Here is a 17,045-nt window from a genome sequence, read left to right as displayed (position 1 = left end):
CGGGCGGACACCTACGAGGGTCCTCGCCGGAGATGACGTTCCACCGGCCTGCGACCTTGCGATCTCATGACAACGGCCGAGACGGGACGCTCGGTCCTTGCCTCGACGAGCGGTCGCCCGGGCGTCTGCGATCCGCCTCCCCAGCCGGGCAGGGACGCCTCACACGACCGGTCGCCCGCGCTGCCCGCCACCCGGCCGACCGAGACGGTCCTGGCACGACCGACCCTCGCCCGGGCGGAGGTGTCCCACGTGGCGGCTCCTCCCGCACGGTGACTCCACCCGCGGGGGTCGAAGTGACGTTCAGCGACCTCTCAGCGACCGTCCAGTGAGGGACCAGTTCTCCGGCGCACCGTGGAATCGTCGCGGCGGACGGCCGCGTACACAGAGGACGCGTCGATCGAGGACTGGAGAGCAGTGACTTCCCACCGACCCCCGAACGCCACCGGTGGCCACCCGGGGCCGGCCGCATCCGACCTCCGCTGGGGGACTCCGCCCCACCCGCTCTGGCACCCCGCACCCGGACTCCCCGCGGCGAACACCCCGCCTGCGGCATGGGTTGCGGCGCCGGCCGGAGCGTCCCCCTACCCCACATCCGCCCGGTCGGCCGGACGCGTGCGGGCCGGCATCGCCGGCCTGCTCGCCGGCGCGCTCATCGGCGCGGGCACCGGTGCCGGGGTGGCCGTCCTCGCGGATGGTGCGAACGGGTCGCCACCGGCCGCGAACAGCGCGCAGAGCGTGGCGATCGACCCCCAGGCCGCCGGCGCGGTGAGTGCGGCTGCCGCCACGGCCACACCGAGCGTGGTCACCGTCTACGTCACCACGCCGGCGGGTGCCGGCAGCGGCTCGGGCGTCGTCCTCACCGAGGACGGCTACGTGCTGACCAACAACCACGTGGTCAGCCTCGACGGCAGCGGCTCCGCCGACGTCCAGGTGCGCACCGCGGACGGGACGCTGTACGACGCCACCGTCGTCGGCACCGAGGCGTCCATGGATCTCGCCGTCCTGCGGCTGTCCGGAGCGAGTGACCTGACCCCGGCCACGTTCGCCGACTCCACGGAGGTGCAGGTGGGCGACCTCGCCGTGGCCATCGGCGCACCGCTGGGACTGTCCGACACGGTCACCAACGGGATCATCAGCGCCACCCACCGGCCGGTGACCGCCGGGGAGGGCGGGAGCGAGGCGACCGTGATCGACGCCCTGCAGACCGACGCCGCGATCAACCCCGGCAACTCCGGTGGCGCTCTGGTCGACGCCGCCGGCGCGGTGATCGGCATCAACACCGCCATCGCGACCGTGCCCACCGGCCCGGGCGGACAGGTCTCCGGCGGCAACATCGGCGTGGGCTTCGCCATCCCGGGCAGCACCGCCCAGCGCATCGCCGAGGAGATCATCGCCACCGGCTCGGCCAGCACGGCGCTGCTCGGAGTCGACGTCCAGACGGCGCCCGCGGAGGACAACCCGGCGATCGGCACCGGCGCTCAGGTGGTGCAGGTCCAGCCGGGCAGCGCCGGTGCCGCGGCCGGGCTGCGGACGGGGGACGTGATCACCGCCATCGAGGACCGCCCCGTCACCACCTCCACCGAGCTGACCGCCGCGGTGCGCGGCAGGGCCCCGGGCAGCGAGGTCACCCTCTCCGTCCAGCGCGGCGGCGAGACCGAGGAGGTCGCGGTGACCCTCGGCAGCACGGCGACCTGACCCACTCGACTCCTCGACAGCGGGGCCGGTGCTCGATGCACCGGCCCCGCACTCACGTCTTCCACATCGCCGCAGCCAGCATTGACGGGTCGACGCGCCATCAGTCGCACGGGTGCCAGCACCCACCCGACGGGGGCGTTGCGCCTACTGGCCCGTGGGCAGAGGGACCCAGCGGCATTCGGATCACCTCGCCTCGTGCCACGGTCCGAGGCGGGCCCAGTCAGTCGACACGGGCCAGTTGCCGGGGACCGGCCACCGCGAGGGCGCGCAGCCGCTCGTCGAGGAGCCGGTCGGCCTGCTGCAGCCGGGCCTCGACGGTGATGACGAGGCGGGCCTCGAGCTCGGCGAGCTCCGCCTGACGGCGCCTGACCTCGGTCAGTTCCAGCACAGCGTCCCGCCGGACGGCGTGACAACGGTGCAGGTCGGCGTCGATCGAGGCGATGGGGCGGGGGCGAGGCTCCGACAGCATGACGCTCTCCGTCTCGTGGTGGCGGCCAGGGGGAGGACGGCGGCGAGGCTGGGACCACGGGTCCGCCGACCGCGCTCTGCCTCGTTCGGTCCCCCGTCCCGGTGCCGTCACTGAGCTCCGCCCACCTCCTGACATGAAGACGCAAAGCCGCTGCAACACGACATCGCGGAGGCGGGCGGATCGCCGGGGCGGCGAGAAGGTGATCACTCCCCCGGGGCATGCTCATCGGGGATGCCTGGTGAGCGGTCGCCTGCCAGCGCTGGCCGGCCGTGCAGGTCGGGCCGCCTGAGGGCCGGAGACCGAGCCGATGTGCGCACGGCCGGCGAGACCGCCCCGGCGGCGGCACATCCGGATCCCGACCGCCGCTGCACGAGCGTCCCACCCCTGCGCGGCAGGTCACTCGAACACCATCCGGACCGGGGCTGCGTGACGAGTCCGTAGCTCTCCCTCCGCTGACCGGTCGGTGCACCGGAAGCCGGACATGGCGTGGGGACGGTGACGCAGCCTCTCGAGGTCCAGCCGGTCGGCTGGATCCTGTCCGCGCCTTCTCGGCCGAGGTCCTCGCCGAGCGACCACGCCGAGGAGTATCGACGGCGGCGCGCGGTCGACCACGTCCAACCGGCGCCGCCGGGGCGCCGCCCCGCACATCTCCCGCACCGGCACCAGCGGAGAGGACGTGAGGATGCCACCGGCGACGCACCGGGTCCTGGCGGTGGCCGCCGACCTGGCGGGCCGGCCGCTGCACGGCTGGTCCGGCGCCGACCTGACGGGACGGCGCCCGGGTCGGTGACCAGCGCCCGACCACGGACGGTGCGACCAGAGACCGCGGGCTCCGCTGTCACATGAGCGTCACAGCTCCCGGCCGGGGATGACGATCCGCCGTCGACCGCGAACCCGGCGGTGGTCACCCGCCCCGTGCCGGGCACGGGCCCCGGCACAGCCCGGTGCCGCCCCGGTGCCCCGTGTCGGCTCGGACGGCACCGGACCCGCACCCGTCCGCCCGTCGGAGGTGCCCGACCGACCTGGAGACGACGATGAGCTGCGCCGCCGCTCCCATCTGTCCACTGCCCCGCTCTGGCGGCGTCAGGCCGGTCGAGGCACCCGGGCGACTGCGATGACCCACGCACCCGCGGACCCGCCCGCTGCCCAGCGCGACACCGAACACCCGGACCCGGGGACCGCCCGCCACACGGCAGGACGCGCCACCGCAGCAGGCGCCGACACGACAGCGCCCCCGCGAGTACGGACGGCCGTGCCCTCGTGGACGCTCGGGATCCTGGCCCGCAGCGGCGCGGTGCTCGCCCTCGCCGCCACCGGCTGGCTGGCCTTCTGGTTCCTGCTCCTGGTCCCGCTGGTGACCGTGTCCATCGCAGTGGCGCTGCTCCTGACCGCGCTGTTGCAGCCGACCGCACGGTGGCTGCGCCGGGCACTACCGCCAGGGCTCGCGGCACTGGTCTCACTCCTGCTGTTCCTCGCCGTCCTCACCGGCGTGGGCGCCCTCGTCGGGTTCCGCGCGGCCGCCCGACTGCGCGACCTCACCCGGCCGTTGACAGCCGGGATCGACCGGATCCGGGTGTGGCTGGTGGAGGGCCCGCTCGGCCTGGATCCGCAGCAGGCCGCCGGCATCCGCAACACGCTGGTGACCCGGCTCTACGAGCTGGCACCCGAGCCCACGGCCGCAGCCCGGATGGCCCTCTACCTCCTGGCAGCGGCGGTCCTCGTGGCCTTCCTCGTGTTCTTCCTCCTCAAGGACGGTCCTCGGATGTGGGGATGGGTGCTGGAGAGGACGCCGCATCGGCGACGTGCACAGGTCGACGGGGCCGGGCGCTGCGCCTGGAGCGTCCTGTCCTCCTACGTCCGGGGCGTGGTCCTGGTGGCCCTCATCGACGCCGTCGGCATGGGCGCGGCACTGCTCGTCCTCGGCGTGCCCCTCTGGCTGTCGCTGACCCTGCTGACCTTCCTCGGCGCGTTCGTCCCCCTCTTCGGCGCCACCGTCAGCGGCGCGGTCGCCGTCCTCGTCACCCTGGTCACCAACGGCGTCACCGACGCGGTGATCGTCCTGGTCGTCGTCCTGGTGGTGCAGCAGGTCGAGGGGAACCTGCTGCACCCGCTCATCGTCGGGCGCTCCCTGCGCCTGCACCCAGCGGCAATCCTCGTCACCGTCACCCTCGGCACGCTCCTGTGGGGGCTCGCCGGTGCCCTGTTGGCCGTGCCGCTCATGGCCGTCACCTACCGGGTCGCCGACCACCTGCGGCAGCACGGGTCCGCACCCGCCACGGGCTCTGGTCTGCGGCCCCCGTCGCCCGGAGGGCCGGTCCCGGCATCCGCTCCCCGTGTCGGGGCCGGGAGCTCCGGCTCGCCCGCCGGGGACGGCGTGGGCCCACGAGGCCCCTCTGTCGCGCCCGACGGGCGGGGCCGCAGCCGGGGCTGAGCGGCACGCCTCCCCGGGAACCGGCCTGCGGTCACACCCTCCACCCGGGACCGACACCGCCGGCATCGCCGCCGACCGGTGCGGACCCGGGAGACGAGCGACGCCGGCTCGCACACGCCGGCGCCCCGCGGCCACGGACAGGACCGGAGTCCGGTGTCCGGGCCGGGGGGGCGCCCGCGGACGGGGCTGATCAGCCGCTCTGCTCCTGGAGGACCTCGATGCGGTCGGCGGCCAGGGCGACCTCACCGTCGAAGGTGTCGAAGAAGACGTCGGGGTCGTCGAAGACCTCGTCGGCGGTGATGCCGAAGTCCTGCTCGAAGGTGTCGCGCTGCACCCGCACCACCGTGCCGGAGACCCGGACGACGTCGCCAACGTCCAACTGCGCAGGCGGGTTGGCCGAGACGACCGCGATCGGCTCGCCGCTCTCGTTGCCGATGCGGAACGCGCTGCCCACGTCCGTGGTGGTGATCACCTCGGACACTCCGGCGCTGACGGTCACGTCCTGCCCGATGAGCGGCTCCGGGTCCTCGAAGACGCCGGCCTCGTCCTCGACCAGCGGGTCCACCGGCGCGTCGGTGTCGCCTGCAGCGTCCACCGGCTGGTCCTCCAGTACGCCGACCCGCTCCTCGAGGGCCCCGAGGTCGTCCTGGATGTCCTGCAGGTCCTCGGTGCTGACGCCTCCGGCCTCGGGGCCAGCCGAGTCGCCGCAGGCGGCCAGCCCCCCGATGCCGATGGCGGCCGCGATCAGCGCGGCGGCGGCGCGTCCGGCACGCCGCCTGCGGATGGGGCCCAGGCGTCCACTCGTGCTCATGGCTGCTCCTCTGTCGATCACGGGCCGCACGACGCAGCCCGTTGTGGGTCTCGGACGGGGGCTGCGTGCCCGCCGCCCCCGGACGGACGCGGGCTGCGGGTCTTCTGACATCGATCCGCAAGCCGTCCGCAACACAGCGGAGCACCCGTCACACGACGACCGGGAGCTCGCCGGTCGCCCCGCGGTGCCCGGTGGCCGCCTCGACCGGCGTGCGATCGCGGGGCCGGCGACCGGCAGCGTGACAGTTCCGTGACGAAGGCCCCCCGGGAGCCGGGCCCGGCTGGCCGGGCACCGCGGCCGCGGTGACCGTGGAGGACCAGGGCCGCTCGAGGTGCGGCCCGCTGGGTGTCGCGGCCGAGGCGGGAGGAACGCCGGTGATGTTCTGTGGGGGGCCCCGGGAGTCCGGTGGCCGTCGGGTCGGTGAACCGGGCGGTCCGGTCGGGGGCACGACGTCGACCGACGTCCGGTCCTTCGACGGCACCCGGCTGGCGCTCGAGGTGGCCGGGCCGCAGGATGCGCCGGTCGTCGTCCTCGTCCACGGGCTGGGTCTGTCAACCGAGTCCTGGGGGAAGGTCCCCGAGTTGCTGGCCGACCGGTACCGCGTCGTCGGCTACGACCTGCGCGGGCACGCGCAGAGCGGGGATGCCCGCTGCGGCGGTTACGGTCTGGAGGCCCACGCCCGTGATCTCCTCGGCGTCCTCACCGCGTGCCTGCCCGAGGGGCGCCGGGCGGTGGTGGTGGGGCACAGCCTGGGCGGGGGGATCATCCTGGCGGCGGCCCGCCTGGCCGGCACCTCCCGCATGGCCGGGGTGGTCTTCGCCGGCTCGGGCGGGTCGGGTATCACGGTGCCCGGCCTGCCGGCCCGCCCGCTGCCGCCCCGCGCCCGGGCCGCGCTGCAGGGCGGGTGGTTCCGCCTGCTGCGGGTGAGCGCGCTGGTCGCCCGCAGGCTGCGCCCGGTGCAGGCAGTCTCCGATCGGCTGGTGCGCCGCGCCGCCTTCGCCGGTGGGGCCCCGCAGGGGGCCGTCGACCGGGTGCGGGACAGCTTCCTGTCCACCCGGCCGCCGGCGCTGGCCGGCACGACCCTGGCCAGCGTCAGCCACGACGGCACCGAGCTGGCCCCGGCGCTCCGCGTCCCCACGCTGGTACTGCACGGCGAGAAGGACCCGGAAGTACCGCCCGACGAGTTGCGCGAGCTGATGGCCGCGCTTCCCGACGGCGAGGTCGTGGATGTGCCCGGTGCCGGTCACATGCTGCCGCTGCTGCACCCGGACGTCGTCGCCGGGCACGTCGCCCGCTGGGTGACCCGGACCGCCGCGTGATGGAGCTGCAGACCCACTTCGAGCCGTTCGTCCACCTCGTCGACGTCGGGCCGGACCGGGCGCTGATCGCCTGGGGCGGGTTCTGGTTCGCCTGCGACGACGCGGTCGGCCGCTGGCGGGTCCTCGGCGACGGTCACCTCGACGAGGTCGACCCCGGCCGTACGGCGAGCATCGGCGCCGACTCCGAGCCCTACGGCGACGCCGTGGTCGAGGTGCTCGACGACGCCGGGACCGTCGTCGCCCGGGCGGTGACCGCCGAGGGCAACCACGTCTGGGTCGAGGGCCTGGCCCCGGACACCCGCTACCGGTACCGGATCGTCGTCGACGGACGGCCGTGGGCCGACGGGAAGCGCTGGGACTGGGGCCCGGTGCCACGCGGCGGGCTGGACCTGCGCCCGGGCGGACGCTGCTACTCCTTCACCTTCCGCACCCACACCGCCCCCGACCGGTCCGCGCCGCTGGACTTCGCGGTCCTGGGCGACTTCGGCATCGGCATCGTGGCCGACACCGAAGCCGGCCGCCGCCAACGACGAGTGGCCGAGGTGCTCGACCGGGTTGCCGACTCCCCCGGCGTCCGGCTCGTCCTCACCACCGGGGACAACGTCTACGCCACCCCCGGTCGGCGGGGGGCGCAGGGCAGCGGCGGCACCGACGACGCCTGGTACGGCAGCTTCTACCAGCCCTACCGCTACCTGCTGGCCCGCGTGCCGGTCTACCCGACGGTGGGCAACCACGACACCGCCGACGAGGAGTCCAGCGACGACCGCGCCCAGGTCCGCGCCAACTTCCACACCGACGCCCGGTTCACCCCGGAAGTCGCCGGGCCGCGAGCCTCGGTGGACCCGGGCATGTTCTACCGCCTGACCTTCGGCGCCGACGTGGAGTTCGTCTGCATCGACACCTCGCTGTCGCGGGAGCTGCCCACCACCCACTTCTTCGAGCACCCACGTCACCGGCGCTTCCTGGACGGGGCCTTCCCCGCGACTGCCGGCGGGCCGCGCTGGCGCATCCCGTTCTCCCACCACCCTGCCTACTGCGCCGGCCCGCACCATCCGAACACCGCGGCGATGATCGACCACCTCGTACCGCTGTTCCGCCGGGCCGGCGTCCGGGTGGCCTTCGCCGGCCACGAGCACAACTTCCAGCTCTCCGAGGTGAACGGCACTGCCTTCGTCCTGTCGGGCGCGGGCGGCCAGGTGCGGGAGGAGAGGCCGACGGGGTTCACCGAGGCGGGCACCGTGGCGTGGGCCGCGCAGGCGCACCTCCTGCTCGGCCGGATCGACGGGGACGAACTGGTGTTCACGCCGGTCTCCGGCGTCGGCCGGGACGGCGCCCTGGAACACATGACGCCGCGGACGCCGGACGGCCGCGTCGTCGAGGTGCCGTTCACCGTCCGGGCGCCCTGACGGCGGCGGTGGCCGTGGCGCCCACCCAGGCCGATCGCACCGCGCTCCCCGGCAGCCCTGGCGGCGGGATCGGCCGTGTCACCCCCGGCAGGGTCCTGACCGGCACGCGCGTCGGGCCGTTTCACCGCCGGAGTCGCGGGGCCGGGTCAGGGGATCGTCACACCGGCCGGGCGAGCGTCCGGTGTGACGATCCCCTGACGGGCACCGGTGGTGGTCGACAGCCCGCCGCCCCGGGGACCGTGGGAGGTGCGCCTCGGAGCCGGGCCAGAGGCGCCGCCCGTGGCCGGAGACGTCGGGGGCGCCCGTCGGCGCCGCGGTCCCGTGGCGAACCCGGCGCCGGGAGGCGCCCGTGGGCCACCGCCGGTCACGCCGCTGTCGAGGAGGGCGCCGTGTCGAGCACCTCCCCGTCCCGTTCGGAGCCGCCCAGCCGGACGGCGGGATGGCGATCCGATGACGGTTTCGGATCGAACCGGCCCGGTGGCTCGCTGGCGCGCTTCCCGCGGGCACCGGGCGGCAACCTCGGCCGGGTGGATCCCGACACCTCGGCGAACCGATCCGGCACCGTCGGTGCTGCCCACCGCCCGCCGGTCCTGCGCCTGGACGATCCTGCCGCGGTCGACGCGGCGTGGACCGGGGCCAAGGCTGCGACCCTGGCGGCGGCGGCCCGGGCCGGTCTGCCGGTGCTGCCCGGCATCGTGGTGACCACCGCGGCGGTGGAGGGCCTCGCCGCCGGGGCGCCGTGGCCGCAGGAGGTGCTCGACGCCTGGCGCGCGGTCTCCCACGACGACGCGCTGCCGCTCGTGGTGCGCAGCAGCTCCACCGTCGAGGACCTCGGGGAGTCCTCGATGGCCGGTCGGTTCGAATCGGTCCTGGGAGTCCGCGGGCTGGACGGCTTCCGCCGCGCCGTGGGACTGGTGATCTCCTCCCGACAACGGGCGGCGGACGGCTCCGGCGTGCTCACCGGGCAGGAGCCGCTGGCCGTGCTGGTCCAACCGTTGCTGTCGGCCCGGTGCGGCGGAGTACTCTTCGGCATCGACCCGGTGTCCGGACGGGAGGACCGGCTGGTCGTCGCGGCCGTGACGGGCGGGCCGGATCGGCTGGTCGGTGGTGAGGTCGACGGGAGCCGGTACGCACTCGATCGCCACGGCCGGCAGGTCGAGGTCACCCACGGGGACGGCGGCGCGCGGCTGCGTCGCCGCCGGCTGCGGGAGCTGGCAGGGCTGGCAGCGCGAGCCACGGCCGTCTTCGACGGCCCCCAGGACATCGAGTGGGCCTACGGGGACGACGGCCGGCTGCGGCTGTTGCAGAGCCGGCCGGTCACCGCCGAGCCCCGCGGCCGGCCACGAGGACCGGTGCTCGGCCCCGGCCCGGTCGCGGAGACCTTCCCGCAGCCGCTGCAGCCGCTCGAGGTCGGGCTGTGGGTGTCACCCCTGCGTGAGGCCCTGGCCCACGCCCTGCTCCTGACCGGCACCGCCACCGAGTCCGACGTGGCCGCGTCGCCCCTCGTGGCCGTGGTCGACGGCTGGGTGGCCGTCGACCTGGACCTGCTCGAGCCCGGCAGCGGCACACCGGGCATCCGGGAGTGGCTGGACCCCCGGCCCCGGCTGCGGCGGCTGCACGCGTCGTGGCGGGTGGGCCGGCTGCGGTCGGCGCTGCCGGCGCTGGCGCGAGACGTCGTCGAGGCCGCCGACGCCGCCCTGGCCGGCATCCCGACGCTGCGGGACCTCGACGACCGTCAACTGGTGGCGTTGCTGCACCGACTGCGGCCTGCGCTGAGGGCCGCGCACGCCCACGAACTGCTGATGGGGTTGCTCGTCGACCCGGACGCGCCACGGACCACCGGGGCCGCCGCGGCGATGAGGGTGCTCGCCCGCGCCCGTCAGGCCGGGCTGGCCGATCCGGAGATCCTCGCCGCTTCCCCGGTGGTGCTCGCGCTGGCCGCCCCGCAGGTGAGGTCCTCCCCCGACCTGCCGGACGACGTGCAGGCCCCCGAGACCACGCCGCCCGGTGATCCCGACGACCCCGGCGTGCTGCGGGAGGCGCTGCGGTTGCGGGTGCGCTGGTTGCAGGAGGCCGGTGCGCGGACCGCCTGGACCCTCGGGGAACGGCTCGCCGCCGCCGGGCGGCTGGCGCGCGCCGACGACGTCCGCGGCCTGGGCCTGGCCCGGCTCACCGCCGCCGTCGAGGACCCGGAGACGGCCCTCTCCCCCCGGATGGCGATGCCCGGCGACCCGCTGCCCGCGCGGTTCCGGCTCAGCGACACCGGCCGACCGGTCCCGGTGTCCGGCGGCGCGGGAGCCACCGGCGCCGGTGGGGGCACGGGACGAGGGCCGGTGCACCACGGCGCCGATCCCCCGGAGGGCGTGGTGCTCGTCGTGCGGACGCTGGATCCCGGTCTGGCCCCCGTGCTGCCGCGGCTGGCCGGCCTGGTGGCCGAGACCGGGAGCGTGCTGGCGCACCTGGCGATCCTCGCCCGCGAGTCCGGCGTGCCCACGGTCGTGGGTGTGGCCGGCGCTCTCGAGCGGTTCCCACCCGGCACGGTGATCCGTGTGGACGGCGCCACCGGTGAGGTCGAACGGCAGGAGACACCGTGAAGAAGCTGAGCTGGATCCTCGCCGCCGCCGTGCTGGTGGCCTCCGGCGGCTACGTGCTCGTCTACGTCTACCGGTGGGAGTGGCACCGCGCCCTGCTCGTCGGCGTCCTGTTCCTCGCCGCGCTCGTCGGCTTCACCGCCGCACTGGTGCTGCGCCGCATCGGCCGGGTGGAGCGCGCCCTGTCGGCCTCCGCCGGCGGGCATCCGCCGGACCCGCTGCGGCGGCTGCGTGCCGCACCGGTGGAGCCGCGGCCCTTCCGATGGCTGCGTCCGGAAGACCTGCAGCGCACGCACGTCTTCATCCCGATCCTGCTCGGTGGTGGCGTGCTCGTCTCCGGCCTCGCCTGGCTGCTCGAGCGGCTGGCCGGCGCGTCGGCGCGGGCCGGGGTGGAGGAGGACCTGGCCGTCTCCCTGCAGCAGGTCAGCTTTCCCCAGGGCCCGCTGGTGCCCACGCGAGCCGAAGCGCTCGCCGGGGCCGCGCCGACCGGTGACCCGGCCCTGCGGCTGCTGCTCGGCCCGGCGGCGACCGAGGTGCCGCGGTGAGGCGGATCCTGGCCTGGTCGGCGCCTGCCGTCGCGGCCGCCATCGGCGTGCTGCTGCTGCGCGCGGAGTTGATGACCGTGGAGGTCGAGGCACCGGAGGGGTCGTTCACCGACGTGGTGGTCGCCGCGCGGGTGCACCAGGAGGACCCGGCGACGGTCCGGGAGGAGATGACCCGCGGCCTGGTGAGCACCTGCCGCCTGCTGGTCAACGCCGACGTGGTGGCCGAGTCCTTCCGCACCGTGGACACCGGCGTGTTCAGCTTCCGCCTGCGCCCCGGCCTGGACGAGTTCGACCGGCGGGAGCTGCGCGGTTGCCTGTCCGACAGCCGGGTCCAGCACCTCCTGCTCGACGTGCTGCACCTGCAGACGGTGACGCCGGCCGACGGTGCGGATCCGCGCGACCGCTGACCCGCGCACACCACACGCCCCGGAGCCGGAACACCCCGACGGCGACAGGCCGTTGCCCTTGGTACCGCTCTCGACTCTCCGGAGGTCCCGCCGGCCGTGCCCCAGCTCAGCCGCAGACAGCTGCTCGCCGCCGGTCTGGGAGCCGCCGGGACGCTCGCCGGCGGCACGTTGAGCGCCTCGCTGTGGTCGGTGCTCGGCCGGGAGGACCTCGTGCCCGGCGCGGTCCCCCGGTCGTCCCTGCCGGCGCGGGCGTGGCCGGAGACCGCCGACCGGCTGACCTTCGCCGCGGTCGGCGACACCGGCAGCGGCGGCCGGCAGGCGATGGCGGTCGCCGAGCGCATGGCCCGCGGCTACCAGGAGGCCCCCTACGGGTTGGTCACGCACCTGGGTGACCTGTGCTACTACGGCCGTGTCGAGGACCGCTTCGACGACGTCTTCACCCGGCCGATGCGCCCCCTCATCGACGCAGGTGTCCGCTTCGAGCTGGCCATCGGCAACCACGACGGCGCGGTGCACCACAGCGACGCCAGCCTGGCCGAGATCGACGCGGAACTGCGCCTGCTGGGCACTCCGGCCCGCAACTACACGACCAGCCACGGGCCGGTCGACTTCTTCTACCTCGACTCCAGCACTCCCGGGCTGTTCGGCGACGACGCCCCCGCCCAGCTGGAGTGGCTGGACGACGCGCTGGCCGGCTCCACCAACCAGTGGAAGGTCGTGTGCATGCACCACCCGGTGTACTCCGCCGGTGCGCACGGGCCCACCTCGGGCGCGCAGGAGTTCCTCGAGCCGATCCTCGCGCGCCGGGCTGTCGACCTGGTGCTCACCGGCCACGACCACCACTACGAGCGCAGCCGCCCGGTCCACGGGATCACACACGTGGTCAGCGGCGGCGGCTGCAAGACCACACCCGTCGGCCGCAGCGCCACCACCGTGGCCGCCGCCTCCGCCCTGCAGTACCTGCACGTCGACGTCACCGGTGATCGGCTGACCGGGCGGGCGGTGCGAGCCGACGGTCACGTCCTCGACCGGTTCGAGCTGCGCGCCCGGGAGGGCCGGTGACCCTGGCCCGGGCCGCCAGCGCCGGATACACGGCCCTGGTCCTGGGCGCGGTCCTCGTGCCGGCCCTCGCCGTCCGGGCCGCCGGCGGGCGGGGCGGATCCGGGACAGCCGGCAGCGAGGACCTCCTCGCGGTCAGCGTCGTGGTCGGTGTGGCAGCGGCCGTGCTGGCCCGGCGCCGGCTGCTCGGTGGCCGGCCGTCCACCTCGCCGCCGACCGGCCGATGGCCGGCGGCGCTGTGCGCACTCGGGGTGCTCGGCGTGGGCGCGGCCGGCCTGCCCGCCCTCGCGCTGTACGCCACCGCGCGCCTGCCCCCCGACCTGACCGGACAGCCCTGGGTCGCCCCGGCGCTGTGGGCGGCGGGGCTCCTGATGGCCGTCCTGGTCTCCGCCGGCACCGACCGTGCGCTCTCCGGCTGGCTGGACGACGGGCGGTCCTCCGGCCGGTCCGGGTGCGGCTCGGCCGGAGGATCCCGGCGGGAGGAGCCGACCGCTCAGCAGCGTCGCCCGTCGGGCTGCGGTGACCTGACCGGTCCGGCCTCGCGGGGCGCCCGTCGGCACGGCTGACCGCGGAGGACCACGCGGTCTTCCGGTGACCGCCCTCCCGAGCCCGGCGGGGGGAGTTCGAGGGGGTCGGCTGCAGCAGCCGTTCGCGCGCCGAGGCGGTGTCGTCCGCGCACCGGGCCTGCAGACGCCGACTCACCCCGAGTGCTCCCGCGGCGAGGATCCCAGCGAGGGGAGCCACCGTGAGCTCGAACAGGCCTGGAGCGGCCGTGCCGACCGGCGACTACTCGGCGGCCGGATCGGTCGTGACGGTGCTCGCGCTCAGGTAGGGCTCGCCCTCCCACTCCTCGTAGGGTTCGCCCGGCAGCGACGCATCCAGGTCGTCCTCCACGACCGACAGGTCGAACTCGTCGTGCGGAACCGCGGCGACGACGACGTCCTGGCCTGCCTGCAGCTCCGGCAGCGGGTCGTCGGCCACCACCAGCAGCGGCTCGACGTCCTCGCCGTCGGGGCCGGTGATGGTGAACGCGACGGACGAGACCGTGCGGTCCACCGAGGCCTCCAGGGTGACCTCCTGGTCGACGTACGCCTCGACGTCGTCGTGGAAGTCCGGCGTGTAGGGACCGTCGTAGGGGTCCTCCAGGTCCTCGGCCCCGCGGATGTCCGGCGCATCACTGCCTGTCTCGGGCTGCCGCGGGTTCTCCCCACACGCCGACGACGCCGCCGTCCCGGTCATGACGAGGGCCGTCGCCAGGGCCCGTGCGAGACGGCCGTGGGACGGGTGCGCACTCATGGTCTCCTCCTGCAGTTGGGCGGCCGTGCGTCAGCTGGGTCGCGGTCGTGCGGCGGTGAGGAACGGCAGCCGGTCCGGATCCGCGGACACCTGCGGGCCGTACGTGGACAGGTCCAGGTCGTCGACGCGGTAGTGGATCGTCTGCGCGGTGATCCACCCGTCCTCGATGAGGTAGGAGTCGACACCGCACCGCACCTCGACGTGGTCGTCACCTCCGCGCCACTCCAGCAGGCACATCCGGTCGTCGGCCAGGACCTGGCTGTACGCGTAGGCCCCTCCGTGTCCGATGGCCGCCCAGAGCCGGTGCGCCGACCTCCGGACGCCCTCGTGGCCGCGGAAGACCTGTCGGGCGGTGAGGACGACGACGCGTGGGGAGTAGTTCTCCCGCAGGTCGCGCTCGAGGTCCCCGGCCTTGCGCAGGTCCAGGTGTGCGGTGAGGACGTCCCGGCTGCTCCGACCCCGCAGCGCAGACGCCGATCCCTCGTGCTCCGATCCCTCGTGCTCCACGGTGCTCCTCCTCCGTCCGGCGGGTCAGGGTCGACCGGCGTACGGGGTCTCCGGACCTCTCGGCCGGGCATCCGGGCTGGGCTTGCGTCCGGGCTGGACGGTCACCCCGTCGAAGACGACGTCCACGGGCGTCGCGAAGCGCCTGCCGTTGACCGGGTCGTGGCGCAGCCAGGTCGGCGGATCGATCTCCACGAGGACCGTGTACGGCCCCTCTCCCGGAAGGCACGCGTTGAACCCGTAGTGGTACAGGAACGGGTGCCAGAGGAAGTCGGCCGGCTGGGTGAACAGCCGTCGCTGTCCGTTCAGCACCGTCACCCGCACGTCAAGTCCGGGCACGAAGCGGCCATCCGCTCCGTCGGCGACGGCGACCTCGAGGTGCGCGTTGGCCTCCTCCGGGGCCTCTCGCCACACCAGGCGTCCGGAGTCGTCGGGGGCGTACACGCCCTCGGCCTGCTCGGTCACCAGGGCGACCAGGTAGTGGCCGGCGCGCGTCACGGCCGCGCCGTCCTCCTCGGCCATGCTCTGCAGGGCTGCGCCGTAGGCGTCACCCTGCTGTTCGGCGGTGGCCAGCTGTCCCGGCCCGGCCTCGTTGCTGCGTTCCCTGGGCGGCACGATCGCCGGGGTCGACTGCTGTTCGACCACGTGGCCTGCTGACACGGCACGCCTCCTCGGCCCGGTGGTGTGGTGTCCTCGGGCTGCCCGCGCCACGGACGGGATAACGACGGCCGCTCCCTCTGTCACACAACCGACACGGGGTACGGCGACGGCGGCGCACCGGGCGACGGACACGAGGAGACGCGATGCCCACGTGGCTGGTGGGGCAGGTCGACACGTTGGTCGGTGTCGCGGCGAAGGCCATGCTGATGTACCTGACGGCGGTGGTGGGCCTGCGCATCGCGCACCGCCGCACGCTGTCCCAGTAGACGGCGATCGACTTCGCCGCCGCGGTCGCGATCGGCGCGGTGATGGGGCGGACGGCGGTCGCCGAGGGACAGTCGTTCCTCGTCGGAGCGGTGGCCCTGGGGACGCTGCTGGCCGCGCACGCCGCGGTCACCCTCGCGCGCGGCAACCGGTGGATCGCCAAGGCGGTCGACCACCGCGTGCGCGTGCTCGTCGACCACGGGCGGCTGCGGCGGAGCCAGTTGCGCGCGTGTGGGCTCACCGAGAACGACGTGCTGGCCAAGCTCCGTGAGCTCGGCATCCACGAGGTCGGCGAGCTGCGCTACGTGCTGTACGAGACCAAGGGCGAGCTGACCGTCGTCCGCGAGACGGGCGAGCCGGACGGCGCGCTGGTGCGAGCCGGCCTGGCCGACGCGGCCGGATTCGACCCCGGGCCCCGGCCCTCCGAGGCCGCCGGACCACGCTCATGACGACGGCCACGGCCAGGCGGCCTCGTGCACCAGCCGCCGGAGCCGGGCCCGGCGCTCGGTATCGGCACGCAGTCGCTCCTGCAGGGCGGCCGGCGGCTGCAGGGGGATGCCGGCACGGAGGAGGGGAGCCATGGACGGTGGCGGCGGCGCGCCTCCCGAGCCGGTGGCCGACAGGGCGCCCACGGTCCGGATGTACTGGTCGATGACGTGCCGCACGGGGGCGAGAGCGGCGCGGTCCGGAGCCGCTGCCGGTGCGACCGCAGCGAGCATCAGGAGCAGCGCGTCGTCGAGGACGGCGATCGCCACCGGGGCCGACTCCTCGGGTGACCGGCTGCGGAAGAAGTGCAGCACCGGGTAGGCGAAGTGCTGCTGCACCACCGTGGCGAGGGGAGCCGCGAGGCCGATCAGGTACTGGGTGAAGGCCGGGCTGAACGACCGTCCGGTCCACCCCGCGAGCACCATCTCCGCCGCCGTCGGGCCGAGCGCCCTGATCTGGGTGGCGAGTGCGCGCCGGGTGACCACGGCCGAGATCACCGACAGCAGGTAGGTGATCGCCAAGGTGACCAGCGCGAGGCCGCCGAAGCTGGCCACGTTCGTCAGGACCCGCCACCCAGGGGAGCCGGCCACGACGTCCCCGACGCCGAGGGTGAAGACGGCGAACCCCGCGTAGTAGGCGACGTCCCAGCCACCGGCAGGTGACCCGCTGTCCGCCTTCTCGATCGACCCGCTGCCGAGGAAGACCAGCCACCAGCCCACCCACGTCAGCAGGACCCAGATCCCGACGGTCAGCACCAGCAGCGCCGGGCCGGCGTTCGCCAGGAGTCTCGACCGGCTCGTCGTCGGCCGCAGCTGCAGCACGCTCCGCCACAGCCACCTCAGGAGACGCCGGGTCACCGGGCCGGCACCCCGTCCGAGCGTGAGCGTGGTCGACAGGACGTCCAGGAGGACGATGAGGACCAGCACCGCGCCCCCCACGATGGCGGCCGCGTGCATCACCGCACGATCCCGTCCGGTGCGTCGGACCCGGGTCCCGGTGCGCGCCCGGCCGGCTGTTCCGTCACTCGTCGTCCCCTCTCCGCGCGACTGGGGACGGGGCTGCCCACGGACCCGCCCCCCGAGCGGTCCGCGCACGTGACGAA

General features: G+C 75.0%; 17 protein-coding genes. 11 read left to right on the top strand and 6 right to left on the bottom strand.

What is annotated here, in order from left to right:
* The first annotated feature begins 612 nt into the window (after positions 1 to 612).
* Positions 613 to 1,695 (top strand): S1C family serine protease, encoded by a 1,083-nt coding sequence (locus tag ACI79V_RS14905; protein ID WP_456890439.1) that lies wholly within the window; start codon positions 613 to 615, stop codon positions 1,693 to 1,695.
* 220 nt (positions 1,696 to 1,915) lie between these two features.
* On the opposite strand, the gene ACI79V_RS14900 is transcribed toward ACI79V_RS14905, so the two are convergent.
* Entirely contained in the window at positions 1,916 to 2,164 is a 249-nt protein-coding gene (locus ACI79V_RS14900; protein ID WP_456890438.1) for a hypothetical protein, read from the bottom strand.
* A 1,252-nt stretch (positions 2,165 to 3,416) separates the two neighbouring features.
* Between ACI79V_RS14900 and ACI79V_RS14895 the strand changes: the two genes are divergently transcribed.
* Positions 3,417 to 4,595 carry an AI-2E family transporter gene (locus ACI79V_RS14895; RefSeq protein WP_456890437.1) on the top strand — a complete coding sequence of 393 codons (1,179 nt, stop codon included), beginning with the start codon at positions 3,417 to 3,419 and terminating at the stop codon, positions 4,593 to 4,595.
* A gap of 190 nt (positions 4,596 to 4,785) precedes the next feature.
* Here the strand turns inward: ACI79V_RS14895 and ACI79V_RS14890 are convergent, their stop codons facing one another.
* Positions 4,786 to 5,406, bottom strand: a complete 621-nt coding sequence (locus ACI79V_RS14890) for a hypothetical protein (RefSeq protein WP_456890436.1) — start codon at positions 5,404 to 5,406, stop codon at positions 4,786 to 4,788.
* Between the two features lie 377 nt (positions 5,407 to 5,783).
* Here ACI79V_RS14890 and ACI79V_RS14885 point away from each other — a divergent pair, with 377 nt between their 5' ends.
* The 7 genes from ACI79V_RS14885 to ACI79V_RS14855 all read left to right on the top strand — a co-directional run bounded on the left by ACI79V_RS14885 (position 5,784) and on the right by ACI79V_RS14855 (position 13,299).
* Positions 5,784 to 6,725, top strand: coding sequence for an alpha/beta fold hydrolase (locus ACI79V_RS14885; protein WP_456890480.1), 942 nt, complete (start codon positions 5,784 to 5,786; stop codon positions 6,723 to 6,725).
* Positions 6,725 to 8,131 carry a metallophosphoesterase gene (locus ACI79V_RS14880; protein WP_456890479.1) on the top strand — a complete coding sequence of 469 codons (1,407 nt, stop codon included), beginning with the start codon at positions 6,725 to 6,727 and terminating at the stop codon, positions 8,129 to 8,131. The genes ACI79V_RS14885 and ACI79V_RS14880 overlap by 1 nt, the downstream gene beginning before the upstream one ends.
* A gap of 527 nt (positions 8,132 to 8,658) precedes the next feature.
* Entirely contained in the window at positions 8,659 to 10,725 is a 2,067-nt protein-coding gene (locus tag ACI79V_RS14875) for a PEP/pyruvate-binding domain-containing protein (RefSeq protein ID WP_456890435.1), read from the top strand.
* On the top strand, positions 10,722 to 11,267 hold the full coding sequence (locus tag ACI79V_RS14870; RefSeq protein ID WP_456890434.1) for a hypothetical protein: 546 nt from the start codon (positions 10,722 to 10,724) through the stop codon (positions 11,265 to 11,267). Before ACI79V_RS14875 ends, ACI79V_RS14870 begins: the two co-directional genes overlap by 4 nt.
* The gene (locus ACI79V_RS14865) at positions 11,264 to 11,674 is read left to right on the top strand and encodes a hypothetical protein (RefSeq protein WP_456890433.1); all 411 of its coding nucleotides are present in this window, start codon (positions 11,264 to 11,266) and stop codon (positions 11,672 to 11,674) included. The genes ACI79V_RS14870 and ACI79V_RS14865 overlap by 4 nt, the downstream gene beginning before the upstream one ends.
* 96 nt (positions 11,675 to 11,770) lie before the next feature.
* A complete protein-coding gene (locus tag ACI79V_RS14860; protein ID WP_456890432.1) occupies positions 11,771 to 12,736 on the top strand; it encodes a metallophosphoesterase family protein in 966 nt (321 codons plus the stop codon).
* The gene (locus tag ACI79V_RS14855; RefSeq protein ID WP_456890431.1) at positions 12,733 to 13,299 is read left to right on the top strand and encodes a hypothetical protein; all 567 of its coding nucleotides are present in this window, start codon (positions 12,733 to 12,735) and stop codon (positions 13,297 to 13,299) included. The genes ACI79V_RS14860 and ACI79V_RS14855 overlap by 4 nt, the downstream gene beginning before the upstream one ends.
* A 220-nt stretch (positions 13,300 to 13,519) precedes the next feature.
* Here the strand turns inward: ACI79V_RS14855 and ACI79V_RS14850 are convergent, their stop codons facing one another.
* From ACI79V_RS14850 to ACI79V_RS14840, 3 genes are read right to left on the bottom strand one after another with little or no spacing between them, the layout of a single operon-like run.
* The gene (locus ACI79V_RS14850; protein WP_456890430.1) at positions 13,520 to 14,029 is read right to left on the bottom strand and encodes a hypothetical protein; all 510 of its coding nucleotides are present in this window, start codon (positions 14,027 to 14,029) and stop codon (positions 13,520 to 13,522) included.
* A gap of 30 nt (positions 14,030 to 14,059) precedes the next feature.
* Complete coding sequence (locus ACI79V_RS14845) at positions 14,060 to 14,536, bottom strand: nuclear transport factor 2 family protein (RefSeq protein ID WP_456890429.1); 477 nt, start codon at positions 14,534 to 14,536, stop codon at positions 14,060 to 14,062.
* A 24-nt stretch (positions 14,537 to 14,560) separates the two neighbouring features.
* Positions 14,561 to 15,193, bottom strand: a complete 633-nt coding sequence (locus ACI79V_RS14840; protein ID WP_456890428.1) for an iron transporter — start codon at positions 15,191 to 15,193, stop codon at positions 14,561 to 14,563.
* A 143-nt stretch (positions 15,194 to 15,336) separates the two neighbouring features.
* Between ACI79V_RS14840 and ACI79V_RS14835 the strand changes: the two genes are divergently transcribed.
* Complete coding sequence (locus tag ACI79V_RS14835) at positions 15,337 to 15,459, top strand: hypothetical protein (protein WP_456890427.1); 123 nt, start codon at positions 15,337 to 15,339, stop codon at positions 15,457 to 15,459.
* 42 nt (positions 15,460 to 15,501) lie between these two features.
* Positions 15,502 to 15,906, top strand: coding sequence for a YetF domain-containing protein (locus tag ACI79V_RS14830; RefSeq protein ID WP_456890478.1), 405 nt, complete (start codon positions 15,502 to 15,504; stop codon positions 15,904 to 15,906).
* Here ACI79V_RS14830 and ACI79V_RS14825 read toward each other — a convergent pair.
* On the bottom strand, positions 15,901 to 16,899 hold the full coding sequence (locus ACI79V_RS14825; protein WP_456890426.1) for an ion channel: 999 nt from the start codon (positions 16,897 to 16,899) through the stop codon (positions 15,901 to 15,903). The two genes, ACI79V_RS14830 and ACI79V_RS14825, sit on opposite strands and share 6 nt — an antisense overlap.
* Between the last annotated feature and the right edge of the window lie 146 nt (positions 16,900 to 17,045).

The organism is Geodermatophilus sp. SYSU D00700 (genome assembly GCF_054050255.1).
The sequence above is the reverse complement of the archived record's forward strand: the minus strand, read 5'-3'. Positions and strand labels throughout refer to the sequence as shown.